20 protein-coding genes are annotated in these 16,317 nt (G+C 46.4%); 10 read left to right on the top strand and 10 right to left on the bottom strand.

Annotation, left to right across the window (positions count from 1 at the left end):
• Positions 1-36 precede the first annotated feature (36 nt).
• The 6 genes from agaV to ACQEXS_RS08150 all read left to right on the top strand — a co-directional run bounded on the left by agaV (position 37) and on the right by ACQEXS_RS08150 (position 4,704).
• Positions 37-510 carry a PTS N-acetylgalactosamine transporter subunit IIB gene (gene agaV, locus ACQEXS_RS08175; RefSeq protein ID WP_367990602.1) on the top strand — a complete coding sequence of 158 codons (474 nt, stop codon included), beginning with the start codon at positions 37-39 and terminating at the stop codon, positions 508-510.
• Positions 511-528: 18 nt separating this feature from the next.
• Positions 529-1,305 carry a PTS N-acetylgalactosamine transporter subunit IIC gene (agaW, locus tag ACQEXS_RS08170; RefSeq protein ID WP_427013457.1) on the top strand — a complete coding sequence of 259 codons (777 nt, stop codon included), beginning with the start codon at positions 529-531 and terminating at the stop codon, positions 1,303-1,305.
• A complete protein-coding gene (gene agaE, locus ACQEXS_RS08165; RefSeq protein ID WP_367990598.1) occupies positions 1,295-2,179 on the top strand; it encodes a PTS N-acetylgalactosamine transporter subunit IID in 885 nt (294 codons plus the stop codon). Before agaW ends, agaE begins: the two co-directional genes overlap by 11 nt.
• A gap of 62 nt (positions 2,180-2,241) precedes the next feature.
• Positions 2,242-2,676, top strand: a complete 435-nt coding sequence (gene agaF, locus ACQEXS_RS08160; RefSeq protein ID WP_367990596.1) for a PTS galactosamine/N-acetylgalactosamine transporter subunit IIA — start codon at positions 2,242-2,244, stop codon at positions 2,674-2,676.
• Positions 2,666-3,859 carry an N-acetylglucosamine-6-phosphate deacetylase gene (gene nagA, locus ACQEXS_RS08155; protein WP_427013456.1) on the top strand — a complete coding sequence of 398 codons (1,194 nt, stop codon included), beginning with the start codon at positions 2,666-2,668 and terminating at the stop codon, positions 3,857-3,859. The genes agaF and nagA overlap by 11 nt, the downstream gene beginning before the upstream one ends.
• A complete protein-coding gene (locus tag ACQEXS_RS08150) occupies positions 3,850-4,704 on the top strand; it encodes a tagatose bisphosphate family class II aldolase (protein WP_367990592.1) in 855 nt (284 codons plus the stop codon). Before nagA ends, ACQEXS_RS08150 begins: the two co-directional genes overlap by 10 nt.
• 68 nt (positions 4,705-4,772) lie before the next feature.
• Here ACQEXS_RS08150 and ACQEXS_RS08145 read toward each other — a convergent pair whose 3' ends face one another.
• A complete protein-coding gene (locus ACQEXS_RS08145) occupies positions 4,773-4,994 on the bottom strand; it encodes a hypothetical protein (RefSeq protein WP_427013455.1) in 222 nt (73 codons plus the stop codon).
• A 322-nt stretch (positions 4,995-5,316) separates the two neighbouring features.
• On the opposite strand from ACQEXS_RS08145, the gene ACQEXS_RS08140 reads away from it, so the two are divergent.
• Positions 5,317-5,814 (top strand): hypothetical protein, encoded by a 498-nt coding sequence (locus tag ACQEXS_RS08140; protein WP_427013454.1) that lies wholly within the window; start codon positions 5,317-5,319, stop codon positions 5,812-5,814.
• Between the two features lie 71 nt (positions 5,815-5,885).
• Here ACQEXS_RS08140 and ACQEXS_RS08135 read toward each other — a convergent pair whose 3' ends face one another.
• The 3 genes from ACQEXS_RS08135 to ACQEXS_RS08125 all read right to left on the bottom strand — a co-directional run bounded on the left by ACQEXS_RS08135 (position 5,886) and on the right by ACQEXS_RS08125 (position 7,555).
• Complete coding sequence (locus ACQEXS_RS08135; RefSeq protein WP_367990578.1) at positions 5,886-6,575, bottom strand: glutathione S-transferase family protein; 690 nt, start codon at positions 6,573-6,575, stop codon at positions 5,886-5,888.
• Between the two features lie 127 nt (positions 6,576-6,702).
• Complete coding sequence (sigZ, locus tag ACQEXS_RS08130) at positions 6,703-7,275, bottom strand: RNA polymerase sigma factor SigZ (RefSeq protein WP_427013453.1); 573 nt, start codon at positions 7,273-7,275, stop codon at positions 6,703-6,705.
• Positions 7,259-7,555 carry an ArsR/SmtB family transcription factor gene (locus ACQEXS_RS08125; protein ID WP_367990574.1) on the bottom strand — a complete coding sequence of 99 codons (297 nt, stop codon included), beginning with the start codon at positions 7,553-7,555 and terminating at the stop codon, positions 7,259-7,261. The genes sigZ and ACQEXS_RS08125 overlap by 17 nt, the downstream gene beginning before the upstream one ends.
• Positions 7,556-7,777: 222 nt before the next feature.
• On the opposite strand from ACQEXS_RS08125, the gene ACQEXS_RS08120 reads away from it, so the two are divergent.
• Positions 7,778-8,848: a permease gene (locus ACQEXS_RS08120; RefSeq protein ID WP_427013452.1), complete on the top strand. Its 1,071-nt coding sequence runs from the start codon at positions 7,778-7,780 to the stop codon at positions 8,846-8,848.
• Between the two features lie 101 nt (positions 8,849-8,949).
• Here the strand turns inward: ACQEXS_RS08120 and ACQEXS_RS08115 are convergent, their stop codons facing one another.
• Positions 8,950-9,858 carry a LysR substrate-binding domain-containing protein gene (locus ACQEXS_RS08115; protein ID WP_427013451.1) on the bottom strand — a complete coding sequence of 303 codons (909 nt, stop codon included), beginning with the start codon at positions 9,856-9,858 and terminating at the stop codon, positions 8,950-8,952.
• Between the two features lie 107 nt (positions 9,859-9,965).
• Between ACQEXS_RS08115 and ACQEXS_RS08110 the strand changes: the two genes are divergently transcribed.
• Together ACQEXS_RS08110 and ACQEXS_RS08105 are read left to right on the top strand one after the other, a co-directional pair.
• Positions 9,966-10,802 carry a pirin family protein gene (locus ACQEXS_RS08110; protein ID WP_427013450.1) on the top strand — a complete coding sequence of 279 codons (837 nt, stop codon included), beginning with the start codon at positions 9,966-9,968 and terminating at the stop codon, positions 10,800-10,802.
• Positions 10,803-10,816: 14 nt separating this feature from the next.
• Positions 10,817-11,401, top strand: coding sequence for an isochorismatase family protein (locus tag ACQEXS_RS08105; RefSeq protein ID WP_427013449.1), 585 nt, complete (start codon positions 10,817-10,819; stop codon positions 11,399-11,401).
• 149 nt (positions 11,402-11,550) lie between these two features.
• Here ACQEXS_RS08105 and ACQEXS_RS08100 read toward each other — a convergent pair whose 3' ends face one another.
• The 5 genes from ACQEXS_RS08100 to ACQEXS_RS08080 all read right to left on the bottom strand — a co-directional run bounded on the left by ACQEXS_RS08100 (position 11,551) and on the right by ACQEXS_RS08080 (position 16,311).
• Complete coding sequence (locus ACQEXS_RS08100; protein WP_427013448.1) at positions 11,551-12,063, bottom strand: DUF2867 domain-containing protein; 513 nt, start codon at positions 12,061-12,063, stop codon at positions 11,551-11,553.
• A gap of 120 nt (positions 12,064-12,183) precedes the next feature.
• Entirely contained in the window at positions 12,184-13,413 is a 1,230-nt protein-coding gene (locus tag ACQEXS_RS08095; RefSeq protein WP_427013447.1) for a phosphopentomutase, read from the bottom strand.
• 1 nt (position 13,414) lies between these two features.
• Positions 13,415-14,575, bottom strand: coding sequence for a YhfX family PLP-dependent enzyme (locus ACQEXS_RS08090; RefSeq protein WP_427013446.1), 1,161 nt, complete (start codon positions 14,573-14,575; stop codon positions 13,415-13,417).
• A 65-nt stretch (positions 14,576-14,640) separates the two neighbouring features.
• Entirely contained in the window at positions 14,641-15,942 is a 1,302-nt protein-coding gene (locus tag ACQEXS_RS08085) for a YhfT family protein (RefSeq protein ID WP_367990560.1), read from the bottom strand.
• A 9-nt stretch (positions 15,943-15,951) separates the two neighbouring features.
• On the bottom strand, positions 15,952-16,311 hold the full coding sequence (locus tag ACQEXS_RS08080; RefSeq protein ID WP_367990558.1) for a DUF2620 domain-containing protein: 360 nt from the start codon (positions 16,309-16,311) through the stop codon (positions 15,952-15,954).
• Between the last annotated feature and the right edge of the window lie 6 nt (positions 16,312-16,317).

The following is a 16,317-nucleotide window of genomic DNA, read 5'->3' as shown; positions in this document are numbered from 1 at the left end:
ATTACAAATTTCAGAATGAATTGAAGGAACACGATTATGCCAAATATTGTACTGAGTCGAATTGATGAGCGTCTTGTTCACGGCCAAGTTGGTGTGCAATGGGTCGGCTTTGCCGATGCCAACATCATTGTGGTGGTGAACGATGAAGTCGCCGAAGACGACATGCAACAACACCTAATGGAAATGGTTTTGGCTGATGGGATAGCGATCCGTTTTTGGTCAGTACAAAAAACCATCGACACTATTCATAAGGCGGCAGACCGACAACGCATCTTGTTGGTTGCACGCACCCCAGAAGACTTTCGCAAGCTGGTAGAAGCAGGCGTGCCAATCGACAAGATTAACGTTGGCAACATGCACTACACAGACGGCAAAAAGCAAATTTCCAAAACCGTTTCGGTCGACAACGAAGACGTGGCGGAATTTGAAAAACTAAAAGCACTCGGCGTGACTTGTTCTGTTCAGGGCGTGCCAACAGAAAGTGCAACTGACCTCTATACACTCATTTAATTTATAAGGACAACCGCTATGGAAATAGGACTATTACAAGCATTAATGCTTGGCATCCTTGCCTTCTTCGCTGGTTTAGATCTGTTTAACGGTCTGACCCACTTCCACCGTCCGGTGGTATTGGGTCCGTTAGTCGGACTGATACTGGGCGATCTAGAAACCGGCATTTTGGTCGGTGGTACGCTTGAACTCATCTGGATGGGTCTGGCACCGCTGGCAGGTGCTCAGCCACCAAACGTGATCATCGGAACCATCGTTGGTACCACGTTCGCCATCACCACCAAGGTTGAGCCGAATGTGGCGGTCGGGGTCGCCGTTCCGTTTGCCGTTGCCGTACAAATGGGCATCACCCTATTGTTCTCCTTGATGTCTGCGGTCATGTCTAAGTGTGACGAGTATGCACAAGCCGCCGATACCAATGGTATTGAACGCGTGAACTACATGGCATTGGCAGTACTCGGCACTTTCTACTTCCTTTGCGCTTTCCTCCCAATTTATCTGGGTGCCGAGCACGCCGGCACCATGGTGGCAGCGCTACCAAAAGAGTTGATTGATGGCCTTGGCGTTGCCGGCGGCATTATGCCTGCTATCGGTTTCGCTGTGCTGATGAAAATCATGATGAAGAATGCCTACATCCCATATTTCATCCTTGGCTTTGTCGCAGCGGCATGGATAGAACTTCCAATCCTTGCGATTGCGGCAGCAGCAACTGCCATGGCAATCATCGACTTTATGCGTAAATCAGAACCAACCCCAGCGGCCACTCAAGCAGAGGACTTAGAAGATGGAATCTAATGTAAGTAATGCACTAAAAGTATCGGCCAACGACGCAACGGTAAAACCAGCGCCAGGTGTAGCCGCAGACGAATATGAAAATAAAGAGATTGGTGCTGAGCTCACTAAATCAGACATCAACCGCATGGCGTGGCGCTCACTGTTACTGCAAGCCTCTTTTAACTTTGAGCGTATGCAGGCTTCCGGTTGGCTGTACGGCCTACTACCGGCACTGAAAAAGATCCATACCAATAAAGCGGACCTTTCCAAAGCGATGCAGGGCCACATGGGCTTCTTCAATACCCACCCATTCTTGGTAACTTTCGTCATGGGTATCGTATTGGCGATGGAGCGTTCTAAACAGAACATCAACAGTATCCAGAGTACCAAAATCGCCGTTGGTGCCCCAATGGGTGGTATTGGTGACGCGATGTTCTGGCTCACGCTGCTGCCGATTTGTGGTGGTATTGGTGCTGACCTCGCCTTACAAGGCTCCATCATGGGCGCAGTGTTCTTTATTGTGCTGTTTAACGTGGTGCACTTTGGTTTGCGTTTTGGTTTAGCCCATTACGCCTACCGTATGGGTGTGGCTGCCATCCCTGTCATTAAAGCCAATACCAAAAAAGTCGGCCATGCCGCTTCAATGGTAGGTATGACTGTCATTGGCGCTTTGGTCGCGACCTATGTTCGCCTATCCACCACCGCTGAAATCACCGCAGGTGATGCCGTGGTTAAGTTGCAAGCTGACGTGATCGACAAGCTGATGCCAGCCTTCTTACCACTGGTTTACACCTTGTGCATGTATGCACTAGTTAAGCGTGGCTGGAGCCCACTTCGTCTCATCGGTATCACTGTGGCGTTAGGCATTGTTGGCCGCTTTGCTGGCTTTCTTTAACGCCTAATTAAACAGCAAGATTCTGGGGCCGGAATGTCGGCCCCGTATTTGGGAGAAAACATATGATTGCAGTCATTCTTTCAGGCCACGGTGGGTTTGCATCTGGCATCGAAAAGGCAATTCATCAAGTCATCGGTGAGCAACCGCAATTTCAGGCCATCGATTTTCCGGTCGACATGACCACACCACAGTTAGAAAGTGCAATGCGTGATGCCATTTCATTGCATGATAACGGTGAAGGAATCGTATTTTTAACCGATCTGCTCGGTGGTACGCCTTTTCGCACCGCTTCTTTGCTCAGCCAAGAGCGAAATGACATCGAAGTCGTGACTGGTACAAATTTACAAATGGTTGCTGAAATGCTGCTTGAACGAGATGAGCTCAACTTACTTGAGTTTCGTCAACAAGCCCTCGAATGTGGCCACCGAGGGATGACCTCGCTCGCCGACGAATTGCAGCAAAGCAAGACACAGGAAACCTGCGACGATGGCATCTAACATGAAACACTATCGGGCTTCTCGCATCTTACATGGTAGGCGCTGGTTGCAAGATGCCATCTTGAGTGTGGGAAGTAATGGCATCATCGCTGCGATAGAGCCCTATTGTACTTCTCGTCACCAACACATCATTGATCTTGGCGACGTATCACTACTACCCGGTATGATTGATACCCACGTCCACGGTGCTGTCGGTTGTGATGTGATGGACGCCAGCCATCAAAGCCTCAATGCCATGTCGTGCTTTTTTGCAACCCGAGGAGTAACAGCGTTTGTTGCAACAACCGTTACCGCACCGGTTGCGAAGATCAAAGCGGCACTTCAACAAGTAGCGAAAAGCAAAGCAGAGGGCGTTGATGGCGCTGAGTTACTCGGCGCTTACTTAGAAGGCCCTTACTTCACCGAAAAAAATCGTGGCGCACATCCAACAGAATGGTTTAGAGAGCTGTCCACAGAAGAGCTGGATAACTGGATTTCTTATTGTGATGACCAATTGCTTACTGTCGCACTCGCTCCAGAAAAACCTGGAGCGCTCGAAGCTATTTCGCACCTCAAGCAACGCGGTATTAAGGTCATGCTCGGCCACAGTGATGCCAGCTACAACCAAGTCACGCAAGCACTGGATGCTGGCGCCGATGGCATTGTGCATTGCTATAACGGCATGCGCGGATTACACCATCGAGATCCCGGAGTGGTGGGCGCGGGATTATGCCACCCCAATAGTTACGTCGAAATGATTGCGGACGGTCATCACGTCCATCCAGCGGCAATCGACGTGGCTTATCGCTGCTGCCAAGACCGCTTAACGCTCATTACCGATTCCATGTGTGCCACTCATATGCCTGATGGCGAGTACCCTCTCGGCGAATATATGGTCAAGGTACACGACGGTATTGCCCGGACTGACACGGGTAGCCTAGCAGGCAGCACCCTTACCCTAAACAACGCAGTGACCAATGTTCGTGACTGGCTGCGTTTATCGCTTAAAGATGCATGGTTGCTGGCATCGTTGACACCGGCTCAATCTCTTGGGCTAGAGCATCAATACGGTACTTTGGAAGTGGGTAAACACGCTTCCATGGTGGCCTTGAATTCTGAATTTTCTGTTTTAAAAACTTGGGTGGGCGGCAATCTTGTATTCGACGCTGACCATACGCTAAGCCAGGAGGCTGTATGTATCTGATTTCTTCTCGTGAAATGCTTAAACGTGCTCAGGTAGGCGGTTACGCTGTTCCTGCTTTTAACATCCATAATCTTGAAACGGTTCAAGTTATTGTCGAAACCGCATCTGAAATGGGCTCTCCTGTCATTTTGGCTGGCACACCGGGCACTTACGACTATGCCGGCACTGACTATCTGGTCAGTATCTGTAAAGAGGCGGCTCACAAACATTCCATGCCGCTAGTGCTGCATTTAGATCACCACGAAGAACTTAGCGATATTCAAAATAAGGTAGAGCACGGCATTCGCTCAGTCATGATTGATGGCTCACATCATGCCTTTGAGCAAAATATTGAAATCGTTCGCTCTGTGACGGACTTCTGTCATCGTTTTGATGTGAGCGTTGAAGCTGAGTTAGGTCGCCTCGGCGGGCAAGAGGATGATTTGATTGTCGACGCTGCCGATGCACTTTTGACAGACCCAGCCTCGGCGGCTGAGTTTGTTCGTCGCACCAACATTGATTCACTTGCTGTTGCTATTGGTACTGCGCATGGGCTCTACAAAGCAGAACCAAGGCTCGACTTTGATCGTTTAGAAAAAATTCGTCAGGTGGTTGATATTCCATTGGTGTTGCACGGAGCATCCGGCGTTCCCGATGACATGGTCAAACGTTGTATTGATTTGGGTGTGTGTAAAGTGAATGTCGCCACCGAGCTCAAAATCGCATTTTCTGATGCGGTGAAGCAACACTTTGCCGAGCACCCAAGTGCCAACGACCCACGTAAGTACATCACGCCAGGAAAAGCCGCGATGAAACAAGTGGTGATCGACAAAATCAATATGTGTGGCAGTGAAGGCAAGCTTTAGTTTTTAACACCAACCCCCTATAGGTGTTACCCAATGGGGCTGTCCGAGCAGCCCCTTTTTTATTGCCACTACTTAAAATACTTTTGCTCTCGCTCTTGGTGGCTCTGTTTAAGTTGTTCAATTTGACGCCGTTTGGTTTTTAGCTCTTTCTCAAGCCGTCGCCCTGTTAGAGTGGCCTCAAATGTTGAATCAAGCTCTTGGCAATCCGCTTGTAGCTGAAGATTGATTGGTTTTTCTTGTTGTTGATGCTTCTTTCGCTTACCGCGTGCCTGTTTAAAGAAATCATTCATTGTATTCTCCTTACCCGAACGTCATCACTGACTCACAAATCCTTCCTTTGATTTGCTCCAACAAACGTTATTGTTTCAATCTAGCAGCCAATGAACTATCCGCTAGCCCACCACAGCATGGATTCTGAGTAAGTTGTCAAAATGTGATTCGCTCACAATTCGACTGCAAGTTTTAGTGAGACATCTATGAATGTAAGTGATTCATTGTTGCGATTGACCTAATATTGATTCTGCGATCTCAGGGCAAGTTAACGAAGATCAATCCCCTTAGTATAAAAATCCGTTTCACTACACCCCCCATCAGATAATTCATACTCTTATTATGCGTCTACTGGCTGACAAAACTGGCGAACAATTTTTGCAAATCCTTCAACAAACTGACGATATTGTCACCGTCCAATTCATTAGCAATGAAGGTGTTGCCAAAGGGAAGCCGTTTCAAGATTCACTAAAAGGGTTAGCCATAACGGGTTGGTCACCAAGAGCGACCTCAACCGCAATTGGGTTGGCAAGATTCAAACAAGGCTTATTGGAAGATGCACAAGTCAGCTTCGCCCTCCATCAACTTTTTCCGCTAGGGCGTCGTGTAAAACTGCCTTGTGGCAACACTGCAACTATTGCAAGCTACGCCAACACCAACACTGATGGCTACTATATGTATTTAAAGATCGACAACAAACTAAAACGAATGAAAATTAGCCCAGACTGGCAATTGCTGCCAAGTGACGAGTTATTGAGGCTGCCGTACTACCCGGCACCAAGAAGCCAGCAAGAGCTTGATAATATCTGCGCATTTGATCAATGGGCTGGCGGGTTTTGAACTTATGATAACAACACACGAGAACAACCAACTGACTTCTCGATAAAATCAGTTGGTTGCAAAAGAGGGGATTAGCAGCAGTTGGTGCCACAGCTTTGATTTTCTTTGCAGTCCTCACCTTTGCCTAGGTAGGTTTCATCTGACAAATAAAAACCCGTAAACGCCGCTTCAAAATCGTCTGCTACCGACTTCTCAACAAGTCCAGTTGCAAGTAACGCTTGTTGCCACGCCTGCACCTTAGGGAAACCCGCTAACATGTCAAAACAAGTATGCGCTTTAATAATGTGTGCGCGGTGTAGTACAGGTAACCAAGCGATATCCACTTTACTTAACTGCTCACCTTTAAAGAAAGGGCCAGTTGTTAATTGAGCTTCGGCTTTCGCAAAAGCTTTACCAAGATTGGCGACCTTTTCAGTCAATGTGTCTTTGGTTTTAGAACGCATGGTGCCACATTGAGGCATATACTGCTTAGCACCCAAGTAAGCCCAAGCTCTATCCAACGCTTTTTGCTCGTTACTGAGCTGCTCTAGCGGTCCAAATTCATCATCAATGTATTCAATAATGGCATCGGATTCGAAAAGCGCTTGTCCAGACTCCGTCAGTAGCAGAGGCACTTGCCCATTGGGTGACACATCAAGGAACCATTGCGGTTTATCGCTCAGGCTAATGTATTCGATTTCATACGGGATCTGTTTGCTTTCTAATGCAGCAGTAACGCGTTGGACGAATGGGCAAATTTTAAAACTTACAATTTTAATCATGACGGTTTCTCATTGTTATTCTGTGAATACAGTAAAGGCCGCTCGGCAACTTTACCTTGGTTACATCACTTAAGACGAACAACAAAAAAGAAAGACGAAAAAAAGCATCACTTTTTTAAAAATAAATTTAGCACTTTGAGCAACCCTTTGATTTTTCGTTACATTCAATCATATTTCCTTGGCGATCAAACGAGAACGAGCAGCAATCCTCAAACAGTTGCTTAAGTTCATTGCGGCTTTTTTGTACCCGTGATTTCAATGTGGAATAGCGAATACCTTGGCTGTCTGCCAGCTGCTTTTGACTCTGCCCTTTCAGTTCTATGGCTTTCATTAACTCACGGCTTTGGGTCGGTAATGCCTGAACAAACGGCGCAACACATTCTGACATCGCTTGTTCTATGCTTTCGGGCTCTTGCTCAAACCACAGCTCTGATGCATCAACATCTGCAAGACGCTGTTGCCTCGCGTTCTTACGGTAAAAATCAATAATGGTACGGTTGGCGATCTGGTACAGCCAAGGTTTGATGCTGGTTGTGTCTTTCACCGTTACCAAGTTCTGGTGGGTTTTGAGCATGATGTCTTGAAACAGATCATCCACATCACTGCTATTACTGACTTTAGAATGAAGAAATCGTTTTAGGTTGTTCTGATATTGTTTCCAGATCGAATCAAAATCGACAGATTCATTGACATTTTTCATCGCTACAACACTCATCTTGTAGGAAACCAATCACGTTATCGAGACACTGATATTCAGCAACACAATATAAGGTTCGCCCTTCACGACGCTGGGTGATCAAACCCGCCGATGCCAAGCTCGAAATATGATGTGATAGCGTAGACCCTGGAATGCTAAGGCTATCTTGTAACCCCCCCACAGCAATACCTTGATAACCTGCCTTCACCACACTTTTATAAATGGAGAGCCGGGTTGGGTGCCCTAACTCTTTCAGCGCTTTTGCAACGGCTTCTAATTCCATAGTGAAAATCCTCAACAAAGAATAATTCGATAGTAGTGGAAATATAATATATTTTCAATTGCCACTTTAATCATAGTTAACTATTTGAAACTTATATAAAAACAAAATCATTTCGAAAAAAATCGAAATATCAGTTGATCATTATCTTATAATTTCTATAATTCGAGAATAATAGAAATGAGCAACATGCTCATTCTGAACCTCAAGTTTTGGAGTTATGTTATGAGTAACGAATTTATTCTGATGGCAAAAGAAGCGGCAGGCATGTTCGCATTCCTTGCCACTGAGCTGATCATTTTGTTTTTAGCCATTAGCTATATTGTGGGCGTATTGCAGGAGTTTCTGACCGCTGAGAAAATCCAATCTATCCTGAGCTCGCGTAACGGCAAAGGCTATTTCGTGGCTGCACTTTTGGGGTCAATTACGCCATTTTGTTCTTGCTCAACGATTCCATTCCTTAAAGGACTATTGCGTGCCAGAGCTGGCTTTGGCCCAATGATGGTGTTTTTGTTTGCCAGCCCACTACTCAACCCGGTGATCATCGGGCTCTTTGTGGTCACATTTGGCTGGCAAGTCGCCCTATTCTACTTCTTGGTTGCACTAGGCGTTTCTATTTCTGCGGGAATCTTGCTAGAAAAGCTGGGCTTTGAACGCTACGTTAAACCAGAAGCCTATGAAGCGGCTTCCGCCAGCAGTTGCGGCACATCATCATGCGGTGACAGCAAACCAAAACAAACATCTTCTTGCGCGCCAACCAGCTGTGGCGACACTAAACCTGCGCCTCAAACCAGTTGCTGCTCAGCAAAACCAGAGCCGACAGTTGAAGTATCTTGTTGCTCAACGGCTGGGGAGGCCACCTTGGTCGCAACACCAAAAGCACCTTCTCGTTGGATGAAGATCTGGCTATCTACATGGAAAGATTTTAAACAAGTATTCCCATATCTCATGCTGGGTATTGCAATTGGTGCCTTTATCTACGGTTTTGTCCCTACGGACCTCATTGCTCAATACGCAGGCGCAGGTAAGTGGTATGCCATTCCAGTGGCCGCGGTGATTGGTATTCCTCTGTATATTCGTGCAGAAGCAGTGATCCCACTGAGTGCGGCATTGGTGAAAAAAGGCATGGCACTTGGCTCTGTCATGGCGCTCATCATTGGTAGTGCTGGCGCGAGCTTAACGGAAGTCATTTTGTTGAAGTCAATTTTCAAAAACCAAATGATCATTGCTTTTGTCACTGTCATCCTGAGCATGGCGATTGGTGCTGGTTTCTTGTATAGCTTTATCTTCGGCTAAACCACATTCGCTTAACTAACAAAAAGAGCGCATCACTATGATGCGCTCTTTTTGTTTTCCAGTAATGACAATCTCCAATCAAACATCATGAAGAATATTCACTATGAATTTGGTAATTCCATAAAGTCTGCTTGAGTAACTTTATTCATTACATGGTCAATGAAGAGCCGAACTGGTTTAGCCATATATCGATGGGATTGATAAATAATAAACATGTTGGATTTAGGTGTATCGTAATCTGCTAGCACCTGAACTAATTGACCACTTTTCAGATAAGCATTTATTAATGTAATCGGTACGTAAGCTATCCCCACCCCTTCTAACGCAGCTTCTACCACTAATTTCATACTATTCGTCGCATACTTACCTGATACTGGTATATGAATGGATTGCCCACCTTTGATGAAATGCCAGCGAGCCTGAGCTAAAGACTTTCCGTAAACGATACAGCCAACCTGCTCAAGATCTTCTGGTACAACAATGTTTCCTATCGTTTTTAGAAATTCCGGACTTGCACAACACACATTTTGTTTTGGTCCAAGTCTTCGCGCAATTAGTGATGAGTCAGACAGTGTTCCCGAACGAAATGCAATATCTACTCGATCCTCAATCATGTTTACATATTCATCCGATGTATCCAGCTCAACAGCGACATTCGGATACCTATCAATAAAATCGACAATCCACGGATGAACATATTTGATGGCAAAATCCACTGGCGATGTGATACGAATTTTTCCTTTAGGCTCCTGTTGAGTTTCTTGTATCCATTCATTCGCCTCTTCTAACGCAGCAAGATGTTGGCGGCAACGCTGAAAGTAAAGCAGCCCCTCTTCAGTCAATGATAGCTTTCGAGTACTTCTATGGAGCAGTTTTACACCGAGTGCAGCTTCAAGCATCTGTACCTTTCGGCTTACTGTTGTCGAGGGCATCTCCAAAGTTTTACTAGCAGCGGCAAAACTACCGGCTTCAACAACATAGATAAACACCTTAATGTCATTCAAGTTCATTTTATTGCTTACAAAAATGGGATTAAGAAAATTAAATATACCATCTAATCAAATAATAGGCTCTGTCATACCATGCATCTAAGATATTTAAATTCTGAATGTATGATATGAGTAGACAAATCCAAGCAATAAGAGGTGGGCTTAAGCATGGCCCCGTACATAGTTATATGACCTCCGCTAATGTTGCAGATCTCAACCCTTTCGTCCTTTGGGATCATTTCTATATTCCGCATATTGAACAAGCTACTGGCTTCGGTTTTCACGGTCATTCAGGGGTAGCAACCATCAGCTATCCACAAAAGGGGGGGATTGCCCATGAAGATACAGGGGGGCACTCTGGCTTTCTAGAAGCGGGGGGAATTCAAATTATGTCGGCTGGTGTAGGCGTACTCCATAAAGAGATCATTCATCCCACTCACCATGTAGCTGACGCATTTCAGCTTTGGGTTGCTCTGCCAGCAGAAAAACAAGAGATGGGGCCAGTGACTTATTCGACGCTACCCCAAAATGGCATCCCTATTGTTGAAACACCAACTTCCACGACCAAGGTATTAGTTGGAACACATAACGGGGTACACAGTACCGCTCAAGCGCCTGTCGATATGACGTATTTACACATCAACATTGATGAAGAAGACACATGGCAACATAGCGAAAACAGTTCACAAACGACTGCATTTGTTTTTGTACGCCATGGCTCTATAGAAATAGGCAATAAACAAATATCAGCAGGTGAACTCGGTATTTTCGAAAAAAATATGGAACCAATCGATATCAAAGCAACACAGCAAAAAGCGGAGTTCCTCTTTATCTCTGGCACACCGTTACAACAAGCATTCGTCAGCAATGGCTCTTCCATTCACAGCAGTACAAAGAACTTAATCGCAGGTGTTCAAAGAATTAAGCAACTGCACTTGCAAAAAGTACAAACCACTCACCCTTAAAAGAGAAGTTAATTATGAATACAACGACCTTTACTCCAGAAAACTCAGCCATGCTATTAATCGACCACCAAATAGGAACGATGGGCTGGGTTGGCTCGACAAGCCTTGAAGCTATTAAAAAAAACACCGTTGCTTTGGCGCGTGCAGCTCAGGCGACAGAAATGCCGTTGATTTTGACCTCAAGCATGGAAGACCAAGCTCAAGGACCTTTGTTTGATGAATTAATTCAAGCTGTGCCAGAAGCGTATGAGAACCGAATTCTTCGTGCTGGTATTGTCGATAGCATGAAAGACCACAACTTTGCACAAGCGGTTCAGGCCACTGGTCGAAAAAACCTCATCATAGCAGGTATCACCACTGACGTATGTGTGGTTTATCCTGCAATTACAGCGGTACAGAACGGCTACAACGTACAAGTTGTTGTCGATGGCTCTGGTTCTCCAACAACGTTAGCGGATGAAACAGCGCTAAGACGAATGGAAAGTCATGGCGTTACATTAACCTCTACGAATCAGTTAATTGCAGAGCTTGCACAAGACTGGAACAGCCACAATGGTAGAAAGCTGATACAAGTGTTATTTGAAGAAGTATTATCATAGCCAAACTCAGCCGACATGCCGCTACACAGAGAGAGATTGTTTAGCGGCCCAACACACCGATAAGCGACTAATCGTAATATTGTCTATTCATAAAGCTTCTCAGCTCAATGTCGATCCATACTTATAAGTCTATGTTTAACAAAGTACTCTTAGGGCAATGGAAAATAAGGCAGTTGCCGCAGTGAAGCTGGCACAATCAATTTATGCATTGGTGCGACAAATAACATGTAAATGTGACCCAGCAAGTTGTTCACCTGCACCACTGTCGTCACGTAAATGCGAGTTTTTCCATCTAAAAGTGGTTCAAGATAAAGTGATATCGACACGTTCAAATGCTTATCTCTGTCTTCGACCACTACTTCTTGAGGGGCGATGTGACGCAGGGTGAAGATGCCCATTTTATCGCCAGTTTGATACTCTGACTTGGTCAAATCTGGCGTAAAATCGCTCAAGTTCCCTAAGTGCTTTAACCCTATCTTCGACACGATGCTATTACGCCAAGACATCAGTGTTTCAACCCACTCAGGTGTTCGAATCATCAATTGCAAGTACACATCCACCGCTTCTACCTTTTCTGGTAATTCCATCACGCGATAAAAGCTATCGACAAACGATGCGTTAGGAATTTCTGGTGCAAGAAAACTTTGAACAGGTTTCGTCATCCACTGGCCCTCCGTAAAAGAAACATAGTGGCATTTTTAACCAGCTCAGCCTATAGCCAGAAGTACCAAAGGTTAAATTTTTGTATCCATCGCAAGCAGATTCGCGCAACTAAACCTATGCTATGGCATGATCTGTTGCATAAATGACTGGCCATTTTGTGGGGATTTGGTACCAAAGAAATCAGCGACGCTGGCACCGACATCCGACAACGTTGACCGAAGGCCTAAACGTCGCCCATTAAGGCCATGACGAGCTACCAACAAGGGCACCTGTTCACGAGTATGACGCGTGTGACCAATAAATGGGTCATTCCCGTGGTCAGCCATCACCACCAGAACATCCTCTTGATTCATTTGCTCCAGCACTTGAGCCAACCTTGCATCTGCACGTTCCAAGACTTTCCAATACTGCCTTGGGTCTTGTTGGTGCCCTGAGAGATCGGTCTCTTGTACATTGAGACAAAAAAATCCATGTTGATGTTTGGCTAAATCCTGAGTCAGCAAATCAAACAAGGTGTTGGTATCCACCAATGAACAATATGATGTGCCATCTGGGTTTTGCACGATATCAGCCACCTTGCCATACAACCAAGTGTCCACATTCTGTTGCTTGAGCAGATACGGCACCTGCGTTAGGCGATCGACCCCATATCCAAGGTGTACCACTTCAAACCCATTCTCATACACACCGGTATCCGGCGTATTGGTACCAATAAAAGCGGGGTTCCCGCTCGCGTCACAGCGGGTTTCCAGAGCATTGAGAATAGGTTCAACACCACCGATATGGCCACCAAAGACGATATTACGCCCAACAGGATTGGCACCGCGTACGACTGCACCGATCTGTTTAACCTTATCAAAGCTGAGTTGGTCAAAATTGGCGCACAGATTAAAAACTTGCCCTAGATCGGCTTCAAGGTTATCACCAATAACTGCAGCTTCTTGCACCATCAATGCTGCTAAGCCATCACGCCATACACGTTGATGGATAAATCCTGCTCGCGTCAGCGCCTCTTCAATAGGCTCAATCGCTTGTTGAAACGGCATTTCAAGTGGTTTTTCAGGACGAGTTCCCATGATCTCTTGATGCCCCATGAAGGTATCACCACCATGATGGGCTAACTGCGCCATACCGATATTGGCATTTGGGTTAGGTTGCATCTTATTGCTGGTACCGGGTACCAGGTTCATTAACCCTAAACGCTCTAACGTTGGCAGCCGTTTCAGCGGGAAATGTTCCAGCAGTTTAGCTGCGGTATGGGCACCACGGTCTTGTGGACGAACCATCGCCACATCTGGCATTTCTCCAACACCAAAACCATCGAGAACCACTACAATGAACCTTGCCATGCTACACCTCGTTACCTAATGCATCCCAAACCCCAACTAAATGCGGCTGGCCAGTTTGAATACCCGCGACAATGGCAATATCGCTGCGAGTAACAAACACCTGAGTCCGAAACGCCATGATGACTGGCGAACCAACCGGTGCCAGTGCAGTCAAGCGCAAGTGGTAGTCAATACTGGCCTGCTCATCATTTCGCACATGGCATTTCTGAGCTGGAGCTCCGGACTTTGGCCATATCAATGCGTGCTCAGCATGACCACGCCGATAGTAGCCACCACCAAAGCAATAGCTTTGCCCTTCATAGTGATGGGAGATCTCACTTAGATAGAGCATCGCGATACGCTCTGGCTGGGCGGTTTCAAACTGATGCAGTGGCGTTGTTCCTGTGAGCGCGTGGCCCGGCTCCACATGGGTTGCGCCGAGTTGAGCCAACGTCGCCATCGATGCACTACAAGTCAGTGACGGCAGGTTAATCTGCTGCAGGTCAATTCCCAATGCTTCACATTGTTTTGCCGCATTTGCCACCGTATGAGCATTGGATGTGGGCACAACTTGATCATACTCCGCCAGCAAGCAAGGGAAATGGGTTAAACCGGTGATCTTCACCCCCGGTAAGGCTTGAATGGTTGCAACTACTGACTCAATATCATCTAGGGGAAAGCCTGTTTCCTGATTGGTATAAAGCATGTCTCCCGGAGCATAAAATTTCAGTAAGATATTCTGAACTCGGCCGACCTTTTGCGCCGTTTGCGAGAGTGCCTGAGCTTTTTCTATGCTTACGACCGTTACTACGTCAGGTTGGACTTCATTCATCAGTTGGTCCAGCATTGCCTGCGGTGGCTGCACTAAGTGACCAACGTGGACGATTTTAATTCCGTGACGCGCAAACAATCGCACTTCTTTAAAATCCACACAAACAATGCCTTCATAGCCAAGCTCATCGACCAACAAGCGTCCCAGATATGGGTTTCGTCCAATCTGTTTGGTCATGGCATAAAGCGCAATGCCGTGCTTGTCAGCTTTGGCTTTAATGGCTCTGGCATTGTTAATAAATGCATCCAGATCCAATACATAACTGTCTGGCAATATTTTACCTTGCTTGTGCAAAGCTAACGCGGCATCAATCAAGGCTGGATTGTGCTTTTGTAAAGCGTTTACAAACATAACGACATTCCAATGAAAAGGGCGTCAGCTCCAAATTAGGGGGAGGAAGCCGACGCCAGATAAATCTAAACGGAGAACAGTCCAACGACATGAAGTAGATTGAGCACAATACCGGTCAAAATTGCGGCGACAGCGGGTGCTGCTATCTTAAGTACCGGGCGGCCCATCACTTCATTGAGGAAGTAGAGCATGGCAAAAATGGTGAAGCCGGTGGTTGAACCCATCTTCATTACTGCCAAGACACCACCAATCAACAGAGCAAACTCCATCAGGGTATTCATTGAATTACGAATGTTGTCGGACGCATTACGAATAGATGGAAATTGCTCCAGCACACGACCCACGCTACGCAGTAGCATAACTTCAATACAAATGGTGACCGCGCCCAATGTTGCAGCGACCGCGATATTTGGTGACAAGTAACCCACGACAAATACAAACGTCATTCCGACCACACCATAAACACCGGTTGCCAGTGCCGTAGTGGCGATCAAAGGAATAAAGCCAAGGCCACGCATAAACTCAGACAAAGCAACCTGTTGAAGAGCTGCATCTTGTTCTGCCGGATCAGTCATTTTGTACGCGTCTGCCAATGAGTAGATCGATACTTCAGAGCCAGCAAAAATACCTGCGTTAGAAACAGCGGCAATCAAAGCGCCAGTTACCGCCAAAAATGGCAAGTGTTTCACAATTCGTTTGGTGCGCTCATCAAAAATGCTGTGCATGCCTGACATATCAGGTGGCTCAATGCCATTCTTACGATCACTGAGATCTTTACGCACTGCGATAAGAATCAGCATCAACATACCAACAAAGATCTGGATTGATTCAGGGTAAATACCTGTAAATTTGATGACCAGTAGACGTGATAGCAAGACGACGGCAGCTGCAACGGCACCTGCTCTCCAACCAAACTGGTACAAAATAGCCAGCAGAGGAAACAGAGCAAAGGCAGACATCACTGGCGTGCCCAGTTCACCAAGTGCACCAAGTGCGTCAATCGGTAGCCCTGTCAGCACCGTATTTACAGCCGTCAATGAGGTTACGACCAGAATACCCCATATGGCACCGCCGACAGCGGCAAGTATGCGACTACCAACCAGCACACCGATAATGTCGGTGGGCAAAAACAACAACCACGGATTCAGCAGGCCGGTAGAAAGGGTAAATGAGATCCCGACAGAGGCAACAAAGCCAATGGAGAGACCAAAAGCGACAGAGCCTGCGTCGCGGCGGGTCATATTGCCCTCAAATAGTTGAGGTAAAATAGGGCGAATGCCATCGTGGAAAACGGCCGCACTCATATTGGCTATCAGTGCTGTCATTGCACAAAGTACAGCAACTAATCCTAAGTTCATGATGTCCATAATAAATCCTTACGCTCTGAGCAAAGACTGAGTTAGCATTGGGATCGCATGCTCAACATGCTCCACCGACAAACCAAAGGCCACTCGACCTTCTTCGATAAAACGAGTCACCTCATCTTGCTTCGCTTGAATCGCAGGTTTAGCAATGGTGCAGCTCTTATCAAAACCGATGATGGCAATGGCAATCGAAAGCGCTGCACCAGCCCCGGTGTTGCAACAACCGATGTAATAATCGAGCTGCCCCGCTTTGACCTGCATTGCCGCATCCATATCATTGAGAATATGCAGCTCAAACTGGCCGGGGGCCGTCTGTTCAATCTGCTGTTTAATTTGTTCTCGCTGAAGCCCAGCGATTCCGATTCGTTTCATAACCGT

Origin of the sequence: Vibrio sp. TRT 17S01 (genome assembly GCF_050113695.1) — a bacterium.
Taxonomy (GTDB): Bacteria; Pseudomonadota; Gammaproteobacteria; order Enterobacterales; family Vibrionaceae; genus Vibrio.
This window is presented reverse-complemented; position numbering and strand designations above follow the sequence as displayed.